Annotated in this window: 16 protein-coding genes; 8 read left to right on the forward strand and 8 right to left on the reverse strand. The window is 48.5% G+C overall.

Annotation, left to right across the window (positions count from 1 at the left end; all coding sequences use genetic code 11):
* Window positions 1-46: 46 nt before the first annotated feature.
* Window positions 47-892, reverse strand: coding sequence for an ABC transporter permease (locus LAY41_RS15835; RefSeq protein ID WP_249099622.1), 846 nt, complete (start codon window positions 890-892; stop codon window positions 47-49).
* 218 nt (window positions 893-1,110) lie between these two features.
* Between LAY41_RS15835 and petP the strand changes: the two genes are divergently transcribed.
* The 4 genes from petP (at window position 1,111) to LAY41_RS15855 (ending at window position 4,123) form a co-directional block, all read left to right on the forward strand.
* Window positions 1,111-1,308: a cytochrome b6f subunit PetP gene (gene petP / locus LAY41_RS15840; RefSeq protein WP_249099625.1), complete on the forward strand. Its 198-nt coding sequence runs from the start codon at window positions 1,111-1,113 to the stop codon at window positions 1,306-1,308.
* A 9-nt stretch (window positions 1,309-1,317) separates the two neighbouring features.
* A complete protein-coding gene (locus LAY41_RS15845) occupies window positions 1,318-2,487 on the forward strand; it encodes a Get3/ArsA fold putative tail anchor-mediating ATPase NosAFP (RefSeq protein WP_249099628.1) in 1,170 nt (389 codons plus the stop codon).
* A gap of 266 nt (window positions 2,488-2,753) precedes the next feature.
* Entirely contained in the window at window positions 2,754-3,818 is a 1,065-nt protein-coding gene (gene chlG, locus LAY41_RS15850; RefSeq protein WP_275974176.1) for a chlorophyll synthase ChlG, read from the forward strand.
* 98 nt (window positions 3,819-3,916) lie between these two features.
* Window positions 3,917-4,123 (forward strand): hypothetical protein, encoded by a 207-nt coding sequence (locus LAY41_RS15855; RefSeq protein ID WP_420840324.1) that lies wholly within the window; start codon window positions 3,917-3,919, stop codon window positions 4,121-4,123.
* Here the strand turns inward: LAY41_RS15855 and LAY41_RS15860 are convergent.
* From LAY41_RS15860 to LAY41_RS15870, 3 genes are all read right to left on the reverse strand, one after another.
* Entirely contained in the window at window positions 4,104-4,283 is a 180-nt protein-coding gene (locus tag LAY41_RS15860; protein ID WP_420840325.1) for a hypothetical protein, read from the reverse strand. The two genes, LAY41_RS15855 and LAY41_RS15860, sit on opposite strands and share 20 nt — an antisense overlap.
* Before the next feature lie 181 nt (window positions 4,284-4,464).
* Window positions 4,465-4,785: a hypothetical protein gene (locus LAY41_RS15865; RefSeq protein WP_249099635.1), complete on the reverse strand. Its 321-nt coding sequence runs from the start codon at window positions 4,783-4,785 to the stop codon at window positions 4,465-4,467.
* A gap of 189 nt (window positions 4,786-4,974) precedes the next feature.
* A complete protein-coding gene (locus LAY41_RS15870; RefSeq protein ID WP_249099640.1) occupies window positions 4,975-5,217 on the reverse strand; it encodes a sensor histidine kinase in 243 nt (80 codons plus the stop codon).
* A 227-nt stretch (window positions 5,218-5,444) separates the two neighbouring features.
* Here LAY41_RS15870 and LAY41_RS15875 point away from each other — a divergent pair, with 227 nt between their 5' ends.
* The gene (locus LAY41_RS15875; RefSeq protein WP_249099643.1) at window positions 5,445-6,326 is read left to right on the forward strand and encodes a ChaN family lipoprotein; all 882 of its coding nucleotides are present in this window, start codon (window positions 5,445-5,447) and stop codon (window positions 6,324-6,326) included.
* Window positions 6,327-6,460: 134 nt separating this feature from the next.
* On the opposite strand, the gene LAY41_RS15880 is transcribed toward LAY41_RS15875, so the two are convergent.
* A complete protein-coding gene (locus LAY41_RS15880) occupies window positions 6,461-7,276 on the reverse strand; it encodes an inositol monophosphatase family protein (protein WP_249099646.1) in 816 nt (271 codons plus the stop codon).
* A gap of 77 nt (window positions 7,277-7,353) precedes the next feature.
* Window positions 7,354-8,784 carry a BCD family MFS transporter gene (locus LAY41_RS15885; protein ID WP_249099649.1) on the reverse strand — a complete coding sequence of 477 codons (1,431 nt, stop codon included), beginning with the start codon at window positions 8,782-8,784 and terminating at the stop codon, window positions 7,354-7,356.
* A gap of 255 nt (window positions 8,785-9,039) precedes the next feature.
* On the opposite strand from LAY41_RS15885, the gene LAY41_RS15890 reads away from it, so the two are divergent.
* The 3 genes from LAY41_RS15890 (at window position 9,040) to LAY41_RS15900 (ending at window position 13,319) form a co-directional block, all read left to right on the forward strand.
* The gene (locus LAY41_RS15890) at window positions 9,040-10,002 is read left to right on the forward strand and encodes an aldo/keto reductase (RefSeq protein ID WP_249099652.1); all 963 of its coding nucleotides are present in this window, start codon (window positions 9,040-9,042) and stop codon (window positions 10,000-10,002) included.
* A 250-nt stretch (window positions 10,003-10,252) separates the two neighbouring features.
* Window positions 10,253-10,768: a methyltransferase family protein gene (locus LAY41_RS15895; RefSeq protein ID WP_249099654.1), complete on the forward strand. Its 516-nt coding sequence runs from the start codon at window positions 10,253-10,255 to the stop codon at window positions 10,766-10,768.
* 307 nt (window positions 10,769-11,075) lie between these two features.
* Window positions 11,076-13,319, forward strand: a complete 2,244-nt coding sequence (locus LAY41_RS15900) for a Calx-beta domain-containing protein (RefSeq protein ID WP_249099657.1) — start codon at window positions 11,076-11,078, stop codon at window positions 13,317-13,319.
* A 77-nt stretch (window positions 13,320-13,396) separates the two neighbouring features.
* Here LAY41_RS15900 and LAY41_RS15905 read toward each other — a convergent pair whose 3' ends face one another.
* Both LAY41_RS15905 and rimO read right to left on the reverse strand, forming a co-directional pair.
* Entirely contained in the window at window positions 13,397-14,875 is a 1,479-nt protein-coding gene (locus LAY41_RS15905) for a DEAD/DEAH box helicase (RefSeq protein WP_249099660.1), read from the reverse strand.
* Between the two features lie 148 nt (window positions 14,876-15,023).
* Window positions 15,024-16,340: a 30S ribosomal protein S12 methylthiotransferase RimO gene (rimO, locus tag LAY41_RS15910; protein ID WP_249099747.1), complete on the reverse strand. Its 1,317-nt coding sequence runs from the start codon at window positions 16,338-16,340 to the stop codon at window positions 15,024-15,026.
* Window positions 16,341-16,373: the final 33 nt, after the last annotated feature.

The raw sequence follows: 16,373 nt of genomic DNA on the forward strand, positions 1-16,373 counted from the left end.
TTGAGTTGACAAGTGGGGTTTTTAGTGGAGTTTTTTTTGTTAAAATTTAAAGCACATCAGCAAATGCCGGACGCAATCGCCGATAAACTTGTAAGCCGCCATAGAACACCACTAAAGAAACCAAAGAAGCTATCCCCCATTCTTGCCAGTGCTTCACGTTGCCTTCTAAGATAAGGTCACGATAAGTTTCGGCGATCGCAGTCATGGGATTCAACCAAAATACCCAAATACGCCATTGTGCTGGAATTAGGGAAGCAGGGTAGACGATCGGAGTCAGGTAAAACCATAGATTTGTAACTACCCCCAAGGTTTGGGGTACATCCCGCAGAAATACAGTTAGCCCTGCTACTAAATAACTTAAACCTGCCGTTAAAAGCAACTGGGGCAACCAGACCAGCGGCAGTAACAAAAGGGTACTGTGAATGGTATGGGTTGTTATCCCAACTAACAAAATCAACCCCATTATCCCGATCGTACTTTCCACAAAGGCGGAAAACACTGGCACCAAAGGCAACAGCGCCAAGGGAAACACCACCTTTTTTACCAGATTGGGTTGGCTGAGTACGGAAACTGCTGCTGGTAACAAACCACTGATGAATGCAGTCCAAGGCAGCAATCCCGCAAATATCCACAGACCAAAGGTTAACTTATTTTCTGGCAATCCTTGCAGGCTGAGTTTAACTCTGAGAACGATCGCAAAAACGTAAGTATAAATCAGTAATTGGGATAATTGGTTCAGTAACGGCCAAAAATTGCCCAAAACAGCGCCTTTATATCGAGCCTCTAAGTCTCGCAGTACCAACGCTTTTAGGAGATCCAACTTAGCGCACCACGGGTTATTGGGCGGCAAATTGCGGTAAAATCTCCCAGCTTGACTAACAACTCCTCTCATCTGAAGCAATGCTTGCTCCTACGTTCACTACCAACACACCAAAAGACGCAAAAGGTCTTAAGTTAAGATTTTATTCATATTTTGGCAATTTGGGTAAAAAGTTTATTCTGGGCTTTGGTCAGTGGAAGAAGAAAGGTTACTCACTCCCCCACTCCCTCTCTTCCCCCGACGCCCTAACTCCATATAGACTGTGGAATGGTTCATAGATTGGAGTTGCAATGGAAATCGGTAAAACAGTCCGCGTGCGTCGTCTTCGGGATCGTGCGCCTGTAAATGTGATTGGATGCCTGGGTAAGACTGGCGTCATTCAGGGATACAAAATGGTAGATGGCAGCGGTGTGGGAGTGGTTGTAAAGTTTGAGGATAAGTTTGCTACCTGGTTCTTTGAAGACGAACTAGAACCCGTAAACGCTTAAGGAAGAGTAATGTCCCTGATTTTGACATTTTTGGGCAAGGGTGGCACTGGTCGCACTACAGTGGCGATCGCAGCTGCCAAACAGCTAGCTAGTCAAGGAAAGCGCGTGCTGCTGGCCGGACAGGGCTCTGACCCGGCGCTGAGCTTAATTTTAGGTGCCACCCTTGGCCCCGACCCCCAGGAACTAGCGACTAATTTCCAGGGGGTGCAGTTCCAGACAGCCCAGCTGCTGGAACGCAGTTGGGAAGAGATCAAACAGCTGGAAGCGCAATACCTCCGCACGCCGATCGTCAAAGAGGTATTCGGTCAAGAGTTGGGCGTCCTGCCGGGGATGGATAGTGCGTTGGCATTAAACGCCCTTCGGGAGTACGATGCTTCCGGCAAATACGATGCGATTGTCTATGACGGAACGGGCGACCAAACGATGCTGCGGATGCTGGGAATGCCGGAGATTGTCAGCTGGTACATCCGCCGCTTTCGGAATTTATTTCTTAATTCCGACTTGGGTAAAACTGTATCGCCGTTTATCCAACCCGTCGCCAGCGCTGTTTTAAACGTGAATTGGGGCGAGGATAACTTCGCTCAACCCACTAACCAGGTCAACAATTTGTTAGACCAAGGCAAGGACGCAGTTGCCAATCCCAACCGGATGGCGGCTTATCTGGTGACCACTGGCGACCCAACTGCTCTAGCTACGGCAAAATATCTCTGGGGTAGCGCCCAACAAATCGGTTTAACCGTTGGCGGCGTTATTCTCAATCAAGCGACAATGGCAGACACCGTGGCAGCTGAAGTTGCACAAAACCTGGCGCAGGTTTACGAGACATTCGATCGCGAAACGGCTGCTATCGACACCGTTACCGCTGCGTTTTCCCCTCTGCCTGCGATCGCCATTCCCACCCGCACCGGGGGCGACTGGCAACCCCTAATGAACGCTATGCCAGATTTCCGTCAAGCTTATCGGGCTCCCAAACCCATAGAAATTGACATTCCGGCTCGCCAAGTACGGTTATTCTTGCCCGGTTTTGACAAAAAGCAGGTTAAACTCACCCAGAACGGCCCAGAAGTCACCATTGAAGCGGGCGACCAGCGACGCAATATTTTCCTTCCTCCCCAGCTGAGCGGCCAATCCGTCAAAGGAGCCAAATTCCAAAATAGTTATTTAACTATTTCCTTCTAGTAAGAGACTTGGGTAATTGGTCATTGGAAAATTTCAACAGGACTTACTCAAAAACCTTAGTTTTGCCCCCCCAGCCCCCCAAATCTGGGGGGAGAAGAGTCCTGTTCCCCCCAGATTTGGGGGGCTGGGGGGGCGATTGCGCCCTATTCAAATTGAAGAAAAAGTAGAAGATTTATTTTGAAAATCTTCCCTTTTTAAATCTGAAATTAATGATCGCTCGACGGAAAATTCAATCCAAAATCTAAAATCCCAAATCCAAAATCGATATGTCTGACCCGACTCCTTCCCAGTTTTCCACAAACCCCGAAACCCCTACTCAAGATCTGCCACAACCGACACCAGTGGAGGTGAATCCCAGTATTGAGGCTCCTATAGCTGCCAGCAATAGTGCTAGAACGCGACAGATGCTGGGTATGAAAGGTGCCGCATCTGGAGAAACCAACATTTGGAAAATCCGCCTGCAATTGATGAAGCCAATTACCTGGATTCCCCTAATTTGGGGCGTCGTATGCGGTGCGGCTTCATCTGGCAACTACAGCTGGACGCTGGAAAATGTGCTGATAGCAGCCGCTTGTATGTTGATGTCGGGGCCATTGCTGACGGGTTATACCCAAACCGTGAATGATTTCTACGACAAGGATATCGACGCGATTAACGAACCCTATCGCCCGATTCCTTCAGGGGCAATTGCTATTCCCCAAGTGGTGAAGCAGATTTGGGTGCTGTTACTCGCTGGTATTGGGGTGGCATTCGTCCTAGATTTGTGGGCTGGTCACAGTTTTCCCACGATTGCTGTTCTAGCTTTGGGCGGTTCGTTTATATCCTACATTTATTCAGCTCCACCCCTGAAACTGAAAAAAAATGGCTGGCTGGGCAATTATGCTTTGGGTGCCAGTTACATTGCTTTGCCTTGGTGGGCGGGTCATGCTTTGTTTGGCGACCTCAATGCCACGATCGTTGTTCTGACTCTGTTATATAGTTTGGCAGGATTGGGAATTGCGATCGTCAATGACTTCAAAAGTGTGGAGGGAGACAGAGAATTAGGTTTGCAGTCGCTGCCGGTGATGTTTGGCGTCAGCACGGCGGCTTGGATTTGTGTGCTGATGATTGATATATTTCAAGGTGCGATCGCAGCTTACTTGATCGCCATTCACCAAAACTTATACGCTACAATTCTGCTGCTGCTAGTTATCCCGCAAATCACTTTTCAGGATATGTATTTCCTGCGCGATCCTCTGAAAAATGATGTAAAGTATCAGGCAAGTGCCCAGCCTTTTCTGGTTTTAGGAATGCTGGTGGCAGGTTTGGCTTTAGGGCACGCAGGCGTTTAATTGGATAAAGAGTTGCCGTGTTCCAACTGCTGTACCCTCTGGTTCATACTGTCCAACCTTTTTTAGTGCCGATTTGCTTTGTCTTGGCCTGGGGATTTATGCTTCTTTTAGCTTGGAATCTCTGGTCGGCATTTTCCCATAGCGTCAACCGGGCTAAGCGTATGCACCAAATCCCCTGCCCTGGTTGTCGCTTTTTCACTAACGACTATCGTCTCAAGTGTACGGTACGTCCCGGTGTTGCCAATTCTGAGGATGCGATCGACTGTCCCGACTATTGCCCCAAAACTAATTCTTTTTACTATTAAAGTGGTGGTTGGGCGATCGATATTTACTGGTAGTTTCCAAGTCGGTATTGCAGATACCTGCACGCACAACGCGCACGAGTGCTTCCTCTGGTGGCGGTGAGGAAATGAGAACATCGGTACGCAGTTGCAGTTGGTTGTTTTCTAACCAGAGGGCTTTCATTTTGGGTTTGGGGGGAGTTTAAGAAATATTGTAGGGGTTGGGGGTGGGAGTGCGATCGCCGTTATTTTTTGAGAAGGTGTTGGAGTGCTCGCACTTTTCTCAATCATCCCCTAAGAACCATCAGCAGCTATCAAATCAATTTCAAAAAATAACTCCCCCTTGTCGCCAAAATAGCCTAGCATCATATTCTGCCGCAAGTCCCCGTCTCATTAAGGCACATCATCAGCATCACCGCTGTGGGGTACTTCTGATGGCCTTTTTGGGAAGCAACTTCTTCATCGGGGTCAATGAAATAGTCTCCGCTGTCTGGCTCAATCAGAATGAACCAGTCGTAACAATTTTTAACTAATTCCGGGTAAACTCGGTTAAAAATCTCTCGACACCGCTTGCCAAATGCTTCGTTCTCAGCCTTGCGTCTGGCTATCTCTGCTTGGGAAAGTGGGAGCCGATCGGGAAAAATCCTACTGCCACGAGGCACTCGTATATGAGTTCTTTGGTTCATCGTAAAACTCCCAAGCACAGTGAAATCAATTAATTTTATCTTTGATCGGTGTTGAGCGATTCCTATTTCAGAAGCAAATAGGAATTGCTGCCACTACAGGTCAAGTTGGGATTTTTGCTGCTGGGTCTGGAAATTCAAAACCGCCCCGAAATAGCGTCCAGGCGGCTTGCAAAAGCACACCAGATGAAGTCACTCCATGTCGTCGTCTGCATCATAATTGGTTAAAGCTTCATTGAATAACTCGTTGATTTGTTCTGCTGCTTCTCTAATACAACGAAGATATTGTCGTTTTTGCTCCTCACTGCATATATTGCCGTAATTTTCTAGTAATTCTGTAGATAGTAAAATGGCGGTCAATGGAGTGCGGAAATCGTGAGCAATTGAGGCGAAAAATTTGGATTTGAGTTGGAGTAGTTCTTTTTGTGATGTCATTTGAGTTAACATTGTCTCGTTTTACTGCGTGTTCTCGATTACTATGAACCCTGCTTGCAATTAACTCAGTGACTTAACCCTCGTGGCAAAGATGACAAAACTACTGTGGTAGGTTGATGATAAACGCCTAAAAACGTGCGCGAATCCAGGTAGCTTCGTGATGCCGATCACAAGATGGCTACAATACTTGACCGATCGACTACGCCAACACACGGCAAAATATTTTTATGAGAAAACGCCAAATTGCCCGTCTATGCGCCTTGTCGCTCGGCATCATCCTGTTCTGCACCCAGATGGCATCTGCACAAAGGTTATCCAGTCCTCGCCAGCTGCCCACTTACAATCCCCAAACCGTGTTGCAGCAACTAACACAGGCAAATGTTGTGTACCTGGGGGAAACACACAACAACCCTGAAGACCACTTGATTCAACTACAGATTATTGAGGAACTTCATCGGCAAAATCCTAATATTGCGATCGCAATGGAAATGTTCCAGCGGCCCTTTCAGTTCCAACTCGATCGCTACATAGCCAACGACCTAACCGAACTGCAACTCCGGGATAGAACTGACTATAAAGACCGATGGGGCTACCCCTGGGAATACTATGCCCCCATTCTGCGGTTTGCCAAGGCCAATCGACTGCCAGTGTTAGCCATGAATACACCTACTGAAATAACGCGCAAGGTCGCCCGTAACGGCTTAGAAAGCTTGTCCCAGTCAGAGCAGCAAGATATCCCACCCTTCTCAGAAATTCGCACGGATAACCCAGCCTATCGTCAGTTGATGCTAGATATCTACCAACAAATGCACCAAGGGCTCGGTGGCAATAATAGCTTTGAGCGATTTTTTCAAGCCCAGGTTTTATGGGATGAAACGATGGCGGAAGTTATTGCCAAGTTTTTGCAAGCTAACCCAGATTTTCAAGTAGTGGCGATAGTTGGTCAGGGTCACATTATCTACGGACATGGAATTCCGACGCGGGTTGCGAGACGACTGGGGACTGCTAACTTAGTTCAGCGTACAGTGCTATTAAATCCCCCCGCAAACGCCCAATTCAAAACAGACAGGTCAGCTGCCGACTTTATTTGGAGAACCAGGTTTGAGTAGGGAATTTCAGATAACTCTTTCGGAGTTGTGATGCTTTTGTTCAAAAAATCACATTTTTATTCCTCTGCTCCTCTGCTCCTCTGCTCCTCTACTGAAATAGCATAGTAAATACGGAAGAGCCATTCTCCTTCCCTTTATCGCTTTTCGCCCAGGAATTGCACTAACGGTTGAAACACGGTCAGCAATTCAGCTCGACTGACTACCAAAGTTGGGAAAGAGCGATCGCTATAATCCTCCCCTTCTTTTAAAGGAAACACCGACTCTTCTTGCAAAGGAACCAAAACACCGCCAGCTGCCTGAACAATTGCCCAAACAGCCGCCAGATCCCACACTTTTGGCGTAGACTCGACACCCGCCAAGGCAGCACCAGCAGCAACAGACAAAAAATTGTAGGTAGTGACGCCCAGCATCCGAACTTTGCAGGGAAGCGGCTTTTGGAAAACAGCAATACTTCGCGCACAAACGTTGAAAAAGTGACTGTTGCTAGGAGAATCGCTACTGGTGTGGATGGGGCGATTGTTCAAAAAAGCACCATTAGAACCATTAGCTGAAGATGAGCCATACCAGTAACCGTGAAAAGATTGACCGATCGTAGGAAAATGTACGTATCCAAATACAGGTTCTCCTTGATATAACAATCCCATCGAAATTCCCCAAATCGGAATTCCGCGCGTAAAGTTAGTCGTACCGTCAATAGGGTCAATCACCCAGCACCATTCGGCACCGCCAAAAATGTGATCTCCTTCTTCGCTTAAAACATCGTGGCTGGGGAAAGTGTCATAAATTGCATTGCGAATTTCGTCATCCGCCCACTTATCATCTGTCGTTATCAAACTGCCATCAGTTTTTAGAGACGGCTGCAACTGCCCGAAATCTTGCACCAGTTTGGTGCTAAGTCTGGCAGTAGTTGTTTGAGCAAAATTTAAAACTGTTTCCCAAAAATTGGTCATAATCTATGATAGTTAGTTAGGCGGGTGAAAGTTTGTGTATTTTTTAGGGTAGACTATTTAGCTAATTCAGATTTGGATCAATCTAGCTCGTTTTGGAGGACAGATGCGATCGCTTCCCGTGCATTGGTGCGGAATTCCGTCACATTCACTCTTCCCAAATACCAAACTGCCAAAAGCATTGCCAATCCTTGCACTACAAAAACCAGTCCGTAGGCTAACACCAAATCGGGAAACAATTTCTTGCCCACATCTAAAAGTGCGCCTCCGGCGATTGTCGCCACTCCTCGCGCCATAGCCTGTGCCAATCCCCAAGCGCCAATAAACGTGCCTGCCGTTTCCGCTGCTGTTAAATCTAACATCAGACTCAGCGCTCCGGTCGTTGCCACTCCAGAACACAAACCGAATAGTAAAAGAGCGATCAGAAGGAATGTTGAATTATGGGTAAATCCCGACAGAACTACCCAGATCAAAGAGACAACCACTGACACGCAGCCTACTTTAGTAGTATTGCGCTTACCGATACGCGGAGCCAGAAGGAACCCAGCGGCGAGCAGACCAAATAATGTCCCAGTACCCCAGAAGGCGTTCAGACTAGCCGTTTCGCCTACTTGCATTTTGAAGACATCACCGCCATAAGTTTCCAGGACGGCATCTTGGATAAATAAGCCCAGCGTCATCATTACCAAAAAGGTAAAAAATACTTGAGTTTGCCGACTAGCAGTTAAGATGCGCCAAGCTCTATCTAGGGTAATCTTTTCTTCCCGGTTAACTAATGTCGATCGCAAAGTATAGCGGGAATATTTTTTCTCCATCCCCCAAGTTGCAAGCATTGCTAGCCCAAAGACGATCGCAGGCACGATCGAAAATAAGCGATTAATTGCTGCTTGTAGATCCTCAATGGGCGCATTTAAAGTTAATTTTTTCAGCAAGACGCCAATGGTAATTGCTCCGATAATAATTCCCGTCATTAGCATCGACCAGTCTATTCCCACCAGTTGAGAGCGATTATCCTCGTCGGAAACATCCACCAGCAATGTCGCAAAAGGCGTAGAACAGGCGCTGACTGCCACACCGTAAAGTGCAAACAAAAACGCTAGCAAGGCAGTCCAGCCGTAGGTTTGGCTCGTCCAGCCTTCTGCTTTCAAACTACCGCCCACCTGCCACATTACTTGCACAGCTATAAATGCAATTATTGCCAGACTTGCCGCGCCAATCCAGATATATCCCGTGCGATGATATCCCCACAAGGGCTTGGTGTCAGACATCTGCCCAAACCAAACTCGCGCTGGTGCTACAAATAAAGTTAGGGCAAGGATGATTGTAGCAAGCGTTGCTGGCACTCCCAACTCTCTGATCAGCACGCGGTTGAGGACGCCAAAAACGAGAACTGACATCATACCCAGCCCGATTTGCAATAACCCCAGTCTTAACATGGCGAGCAGATTAAGTCTGGGCAACTGCTTGGAATTTTCTTCTATCTGCAAATCTGATAAGTCTCCACTAGACATATTTCCTCAAACGGGTTTCTTCTCCAGGACTTACGCACTAACCAAGGTTTTGCCCCCCTTACCCCCCAAATCTGGGGGGAACAGGACTCTTCTCCCCCAGATTTGGGGGGAACAGGACTCTTCTCCCCCCAGATTTGGGGGGCTGGAGGGGAGAAAAGCGTAAGTCCTATTCTCTAAAGATACCCTGTGAGTGACCCAGGTTGAGCCTTTTTCGGTAACGCTACACTTGAATTATGTAAAGAAGTGTAAAGAAAAATGGCAACAGAAGTGCAAGCGATCGCTCTGGGGAAAAATGGCCTTACCGTCACACCTCTGTGTATCGGCACTTGGGCTTGGGGTGACAAACTGTTTTGGAATTACGGCAGTAACTACGGGGAATCCCAGCTGTGGGAAGCTTTTAAGGCGTCTCTGGATGCTGGCGTTAACTTTTTTGACACGGCAGAAATTTACGGCATGGGACTGTCAGAGGAGCTGCTGGGAAAGTTCATGCAGCAAACAGAGCAAAAAGTCCAAATTGCCACTAAATACGGCCCCTTGCCCTGGAGATTTACAGCAGAGTCGGTTTCTGAGGCTCTGACGGCAAGTTTGAAACGCCTGCGAGTCCAGCAAGTCGATCTCTACCAGGTACACTGGCCTTTTGCCTTCTTGATGAGTCAAGACACGCTGATGAACGCCTTGGCGGATGAAGTAAAACGAGGCAGAATAGCCGCAGTGGGTGTCAGCAACTACTCATCCGAACAGATGCGGGAAGCCCACCAAATCTTGGCGTCTAGGGGTGTGCCTTTAGCTACGAATCAGGTGCGTTATTCCCTGCTAACGCGACAGGTTGAAAGTAAAGGAATCGTTAGTACTGCTAAACAGCTGGGTGTCACCATCCTCGCATATAGCCCCCTGGCGCAAGGCTTGGTTACTGGCAAATACACACTTGAAAATTATCAAGAACCGAAAGATGCTCGCCGATTCGATTCCCGCTTCAGTCGTAGCGGTTTAGAAAAAATCGCGCCTGTAATATCTCTACTGCGTCAGTTGGGAGAAAAGCACGATCGCACCCCGGCTCAAGTTGCGCTTAATTGGTTAATCGCACAAGGGAATATTATACCAATTCCGGGTGCTAAAACAGCGGAACAAGCTCGGCAGAATGCTGGTGCGTTGGGTTGGCGACTCAGCGATGATGAAGTTGCTCAGATCGAAAATGCGAGTCGCCCCTGGTTAGCATGAGTGGGAACCTCACCCCCCAACCCCCCTCTCCGCCTGCGGAGAGGGGGGGGAAAGAAAGAAGAGAATAATAGGGAAAGGGAGGGGGAGTTTTTGCCCCCCTCCCCGTGGACGGGGAGGGGCTGGGGGTGGGGTTGCACCTGAATCGCACAGAGGGAAGAGAAAACAGGGCTGTTTTTGCTCCCCTCCCCGTGGACGGGGAGGGGCTGGGGGTGGGGTTCTACATTATTTACAGGATAAGCGATCGCACATTATGAACATCTTCACAAAATGGGGCTTCACCCGCGAAGGGTGGCGCAATAACAGTCGCGGCGAATACTGGGTTTTACTTCAAGGCGCTTTGATAGTAGGTTTGATTATTTTGCCCGTTTACCGACCAACTTGGTTAAATCTTCCTTCTTCTGAGTGGTTATATTTCAGTTGGGTTATTGCTGCGTTATTAGCAATAGCAGCATTAACTCTATTTCTCAAAGGATTGCTAGATTTGGGACAGCAGCTAACACCATTGCCTTATCCAATAGAAGAAGGGCAGATAGTTCAGTCTGGTGTCTACAGCGTGGTGCGACATCCCGTGTACAGTGGCGTGATTTTAGCTGCATTTAGCTGGGCAATTTTTCAACTCAGTTTATCTCATTTAATCGCAATAGTTATTATCTTTGCTTTTTTCGATGCCAAAGCTAACCGCGAAGAAACTTGGTTAACCGAAAAGTACCCTGATTATTCAGATTACAGCAAACGAGTGAAAAAACTGATTCCTTGGTTGTATTGAATAAATCCAAAATTAGTCATTTTTTGAAACAATCCTCATCTTTTGTGCAAAAAAAATCAATTCAATCCGTAAAGTGCGTTCACGGGAATGTATCTGCACATTAGGAATTACAAAAAATAAGCTTATGGCTTATTGTGGGGCTACGAGGTAAGGGACAAGGCGACACGCGCAGTCACTTAGGTAGGACGGGCGAGACGCCCATCCCACAAGAAGGAAGTTGTTGGATATTTGTTTGTAAATCCATGAATCCCGGCCAAAGCTGACTGAACTAACCTCATGAAGAAATAGCTGAGGAGAAAATCAAAAAATGGCTTTATTCTTTGGCACTGACACTAACGATACGCTCATCGGCACTCCAGAAGCCGACTTTATTTCAGGATATGCAGCCAATGACATCCTACAAGGCATTGAGGGGGATGACCAACTCAACGGCAACTCTCAAAACGATACCATTTACGGTGGAATTGGCAATGATTTAGCACATGGAGGTCAAGATAACGACCTGATTTTTGGTGACATTGGCAACGACATTATTTACGGCGACCTTGGTAACGATACGGGTTTTGGTGGCGATGGCGATGACTTGCTGTATGGTGACCAAGGGATAGAAGCTAATTTTGGCGGTAATGGCGACGACTTCCTGTTTGGTGATGCCGGGTTAGATACACTTTTTGGACTGGATGGCAATGATAGCCTCAATGGCGGTCAAGATGCAGATGTAGTTAATGGCAATCAGGGTAACGATAACATTTCAGGGGGGAAAGGCAACGATATAGTTCGAGGCGGTCAAGGCAATGACCTGGTTTCGGGTGACCTTGGTGATGATTTTATTTATGGCGACATAGGGATAGATACTTTAACTGGAGGAGATGGTTTAGATACTTTCTTTCTCCGTAAAGGAATTGGCGGTGCGACTGTAGCTGAGGCGGATATTATTACCGACTATGTGCATGGTGCAGATAAGATTGGGTTAATCGAAGGGTTAACTTTGTCAATTCTAAATGTCTTTTCAGCTACTGGGAATAATGCCGCCGATACGATTATTCAGGATGCTGCTAACGGACAGTTTTTGGCAGTTTTGAAGGGGGTTAATCGCAGCACGATTGATGCTAGTGATTTTGTTGCTCCGGGTACGTTGGCGTTTGGTGGTACGAGTTTCCAGGTGAATGAGGATGGCACGCCAGTGACGGCGGTGACGGTGACGCGCAGCGATGGGTCTGATGGTGCGGTGAGTGTTGCGGTGATTCCAAGTAATGGTACGGCAACTGCACCTGCTGACTATAACAATACGCCAGTTGTGGTGAATTTTGCGGCGGGAGAGACGAATAAGACGGTAACGATTCCCATCGTTGATGATACTCTGGCTGAGTATGCAGAGAAGATTAATTTAAGTTTGGGAAATGCTACTGGTGGCGCAACTATCGGGACACAAAATACTGCCTTTGTAGAGATTGTAGATAATGATGCTGTGTCTGTTCCGAAGTTGACTTTCCTCAACCCAACTCCGAACAACGAAGATCTCTTCGGCTCCTCGGTAGCGGCGGTGGGCAACAACGTTCTCATCGGGGCTCCGGGTGATGACACGGGCGCTCGTGATGCTGGGGCGGCGTACCTGTTTGACGGTACTACTGGGGCGCTGTTGCAGACCTTGACTCCGAACTACAGCAATAACTTCGGCAACTCAGTAGCGGCGGTCGGTAACAACGTCCTCATCGGGGCATCAGGAGCGGCGTACCTCTTCGATGGTACTACCGGGGCGCTGTTGCAGACCTTCCTCAACCCGACTCCGGACTTTTACGATTATTTCGGCAACTCAGTAGCGGCGGTGGGTAACAATGTCCTCATCGGGGCTCCGGGTGAGGACACAGGCGCTCCTTCTGCTGGGGCGGCGTACCTGTTTGACGGTACTACCGGGGCCCTGTTGCAGACCTTCCTCAACCCGACTCCGAAGAGCTTCGATTATTTCGGCAACTCAGTAGCGGCGGTGGGCAACAACGTCCTCATCGGGGCACGTTTTGACGACTCAAGCATTACTCCTTATGCTGCTGGGGCGGCTTACCTGTTCGATGGCACTACCGGGGCCCTGTTGCGGACTTTTCTCCGCCCGACTCCGCAGACCTTCGCTAGCTTCGGCTACTCAGTAGCAGCAGTGGGCAACAACATCCTCATCGGGGCATCCGAAGACAACATGGCCACTATTATTGATGCTGGGGCGGCGTACCTGTTCGACGGCGCTACCGGAGCGCTGTTGCAGACCTTCCTCAACCCGACTCCGAGCAACGGCGATAACTTCGGCTACTCAGTAGCGGCAGGGGGCAACAATGTCCTCATCGGGGCATCTGGTGACGACACAGGCGCTCTTATTGATGCTGGGGCGGCGTACCTATTTGACGGTACTACTGGGGCGCTGTTGCGGACTTTCCTCAACCCGACTCTAAGCATCGCCGATAACTTCGGCAGCTCAGTGGCAGCGGTGGGCAACAACGTCCTTATCGGAGCATATGGGGACGACACCGGCGCTACTAATGCTGGGGCGGCGTACCTGTTCTAGCGAAAGATGACAAAGCGAAAAAGGCAAAAGTCAAGATAATCTTCACTTCTGCCTTTTTACTTTTTCCTTTTTACCTATTAGTTACCAAGTTCGACTTTGGGTGATTCGGCGATGCGAGTACGCTTGCTCAGCCGGGGCTTGGAACTTGTCGAGAAGTCTTCATCACCGTAGTCGTCTGAGATTTTAGAACGCTTGTTGAGCCGGGGTTTGGGAGTGTCTGAAGGAATTTCTTCCTCGGCACTGTATTTTTCAGACCGCATCCAAGCGGGACGAGTCTGATCGTAAGCCATTTGCAGGGCAGCAGCTGCGATCGCATGAGCGTCGTATTCTTCGCCCAATTCGGCTACCAGGGGTAGGAAGGAAGCCATCCGTTCGCCAGACAATGCTTCGCGCACTTTAGATTGCAGCTTCTCTAGCTGACGCCCTTCAATTTGCGATCGCGTTGGAATCGAGCGAATGAACAAAGTTTGACGCACGTGCCGCTCAATTAGCTTCAGTTTGCGCCGATCCATCGGCTCGATCAGCGAAATTGCCGTTCCTTCTTTTCCGGCACGTCCGGTGCGTCCGATCCGGTGGACGTAGCTTTCCACGCTATCCGGCAAGTCGTAGTTGATCACGTGGGTGAGGTCATCCACATCCAATCCCCGCGCGGCGATATCGGTTGCAACTACCAAACGCACTTGCTTGTTGCGGAAGCGCTGTAACAACCGTTCCCGCGCTTGTTGGTTGAGGTCGCCGTGATATTCATCTACACTGTGTCCGGCTGATTGCAGTTGGTTGGTGAGTTCGGCTGCGGCCCGCCGGGTGCGGACGAAGATTAAACCTGTTTCGGGGTCTTCCAGTTCCAAAATCGGCTGTAAGGCGCGTGCTTTACTCCAGCCACGGGGCACCATGTAAGCGACTTGATTGATCTGCTTGGGTGCGGCTTTGGGCTGTTCTACGGTGACTGTGACGGGCGATCGCAAGAATTTGGCTACCAATTCGCGAATCGCTGGCGGCATTGTTGCGGAGAAAAATGCCGTCTGGCGTTCAGGTGGTACTTGTTTGAGGATTTTTTCTACATCGTCGATAAAGCCCATGCTCAGCATTTCATCGGCTTCATCCAACACTAGCCAGCTAACGTGGTTAAGTTTGAGATCTTTTCGTTCTAGCAGATCCAGCACTCGTCCCGGCGTTCCCACAATTACGTGGACGCCTTGTTGCAGGCGGCGGATTTGGCGATCGATTGATTGACCGCCGTACACTGGCAGAATCCACAATTTGCGATCGACTTTGAACTCGCGGATCGCTTCGGAAACTTGCATTGCTAACTCGCGAGTCGGCGTCAAAATCAGCGCTTGAACTGCATTCAGATTAAGATCGAGCCGCTCCAAAATCGGCAGGGAAAATGCCGCTGTTTTGCCTGTTCCCGTCTGAGATTGACCTACCATATCCCGTCCGGCCAGCAACTGAGGAATTGCTTGTGCTTGAATCGCCGTGGGAGTCGTCAGTCCTAATTCTTCGAGATGTTGGACACGCGCGTCTGAAAGACCTAATGATTTGAAAGTTAGAGTCATTTAGTGATCGGTTGTTTGTTGTTAGTTGATATTTGTTAATTGCTAATTGGTAATTGCTAAGTAAATTTCTGATTTCATATTTCAGATTTAGAATTGAATTTTTCAATCTCCCATCTGACATCTAAAATCACCCATTTCCTCTTACCAGTTAGCTAATCGTATGACCGTATAGGTCGTAGGTGTCCGCGTCTTGGATAACCACTGGCACGATAGTTCCCAGTTGGGCATTTCCTTTGACGTAGACCAATCCATCCACTTCTGGTGAAAACCTCGCTGAACGCCCTATTAAATCCCCAGTCTCTGGGTGTTCCTGCTCAATTAGGACATCAACTACCTTCCCTACTTCCGCTTTATTCTTCTTTAGGGATATAGGCTGCTGGATTTGCATCAGCGCCTCCCGGCGCTTATCCATTACCGATTGGGGTAATTGATTTGGCAACTTGTAAGCAGGAGTTTCCTCTTCTGGAGAAAACGTAAATACTCCTACATGGTCAAACTCGTGGCGGACGACGAACTGCACCAAGCTATCGAAGTGCGCGTCTGTTTCTCCTGGATACCCGACAATAAACGTGGTACGCAGAATTGCCTCTGGCAACGCCTCTTTTATTTTATCAATTATTTTGTCATTTACCTGACCCTGCCAAGGGCGGTTCATGGCACGGAGTATTTCCGGATGGGAATGCTGTAAGGGCAGATCCAGGTATGGCAGAATGTTAGGCGTTTCCTGGATTGCCTGAATCACGGCGGTACTCAGACCTGTAGGATAGGCGTAGTGCATCCGAATCCACGGAATGTCCACCTTTCCTAAAGCCCGCAGCAGTTCCGCTAAGCTAGGCTCACCGTAGATATCTATACCATAGTTTGTGGTGATTTGGGAAATCAAAATGATTTCTTTTACACCTTCTGCGGCTAGATTTTCGGCTTCTCTGACAATGGATTCGATCGTGCGCGATCGCTGGTCTCCCCGCAAATGGGGAATAATGCAAAAAGCACATCGGTAATCGCACCCTTCCGCTACCCGCAGGTAAGCTACAGCTTCTGGTGTGGTACGGTAGCGCGGCGTCGTCTCATCTGCGATGTAAGTTGGTTGAGCGGAAACCTGTTTAACTCGGAAACCTGCTTCCACTTGCGTAATTACATCTACTATTTTGTGGTAATCCCCTGTTCCCACTACAGCAACCGCTTCCGGCAGCTCATCCAGTAGTTGCGCCTGGAAGTGCTGCGCCATACAGCCGGTGATAACAATTTTTTTATTAGCTTCCGCCAAATCTACCAGGGTACGCACGGATTCCTCTCGTGCTGCCTGGATAAAGCTGCAAGTGTTAACGATGACGTAATCAGCTAATTCTTCGTTGGTATCAACCTGGTAACCTGCTTCCACCAGCAGGCCCAACATATGTTCTGTGTCTATACGGTTTTTTTCACAACCCAGGTGGGAGATGGCAATTGTTGGCTTTTGGCCTATTACAGATTGAGGCATTAGCAAATTGAGAAAGGT

The organism is Argonema galeatum A003/A1 (assembly GCF_023333595.1).
Taxonomy (GTDB): domain Bacteria; phylum Cyanobacteriota; class Cyanobacteriia; order Cyanobacteriales; family Aerosakkonemataceae; genus Argonema; species Argonema galeatum.